2 protein-coding genes are annotated in these 1,135 nt (G+C 36.2%); one reads left to right on the top strand and one right to left on the bottom strand.

The genetic code is table 11. The features are described from left to right. The coding region (locus tag BB781_RS15080) for an IS630 family transposase (RefSeq protein ID WP_129582751.1) at positions 1-547 on the top strand (547 nt) is incomplete at its 5' end. Positions 548-904: 357 nt separating this feature from the next. Here the strand turns inward: BB781_RS15080 and BB781_RS15930 are convergent. Continuing rightward, the coding region (locus tag BB781_RS15930; RefSeq protein ID WP_207205293.1) for a hypothetical protein at positions 905-1,135 on the bottom strand (231 nt) is incomplete at its 5' end.

The following is a 1,135-nucleotide window of genomic DNA, read 5'->3' as shown; positions in this document are numbered from 1 at the left end:
CTTACCGCTAATTGATGATAATTGCGTTGTCGTTTTTCTTGATGAATCGTCCCCTCAAACAACGTCAAATACAGTTCGTTTGTGGTCTTTCAATAAACCAGTCATGTTTAAAAACACAACCAGGCTAAAAGCAAACTCATTCGGGTTTTATTCATTGAATGGTAATTCTGTTATTGATTTCAAGGAACATTCAACTAAAGAGGACGTGTGCTCGTTTCTATCAACTATTAAAAACAGCAACATGGGAAAGAGAATAGTGATCATTCTTGACAATTTCAGGTCACATCGGGCAAAAGATACAGTGGATTTCTCATTGGAAAATAATATCGAATTGGTCTATTTGCCTCCATATTCGCCTGACCTGAACCCAATCGAATTCATCTGGAAGAGTGTCAAAAGAATAATTTCCTGTAATTTTGTCAAAGATCTCGACCATATGAAAAAACTGATTGCTGAGACGTTTATTAGTTGTTCATCAAATCTTAGTTTTGCAAGAAAATGGATTGAGAAGTTTCTGGATAATAAGTTAGAAAAGATAAGTAATTAACTATAAATAGTCATTACTTATGGGATAATCAGCATCCATCGCCATTTGATACGAAATACATTATTGTTTTTTTTAAGTCATTATTGCTATTAAAATCTCTATATTTCATACTAGTGTACTTTTCCGACAGTCTCTACCTTGCTCATCCGTTTCCTCTCTGAATTCGTACAGTGTTTTTTCCTGAGTCACAAGTATCAGTTCCAATAGCATTTTATCACCTTTACCTGAAGTTAAAATTAAAAAGGTGAGTCTGGAACTCACCTTTAATGCTTATCTCTGTCATTGCCGTTCTGCTTTCATACATGCGAAACAAGTAATTTTTCTCATGACACTCACATTTAGAATTTATCCTTGTAGTTACTTAGATACCTCGCCCGTAAACATTGTATATGTGAGTAAGCCCGTATAGTCTTCATCATTCAGGATATATTCATCTGACTCCGGGTTTGTTATCTTTTTATATTGTTCCCATACTTTTTCAGTAACTTCCTTCTCCGCCGCCGCCCAGAACATATCGAACAGCATCGTGATACCTTCCGTCTCCTGTTCATCCAGAGGCGCCTGAATATCCGCCGCAAACGTTTTTGC

This window comes from Methanolobus psychrotolerans, assembly GCF_002243045.1.
GTDB lineage: Archaea > Halobacteriota > Methanosarcinia > Methanosarcinales > Methanosarcinaceae > Methanolobus > Methanolobus psychrotolerans.
Note: the sequence above shows the minus strand (reverse complement) of the source record. Positions and strands in the feature narration are given on the sequence as shown.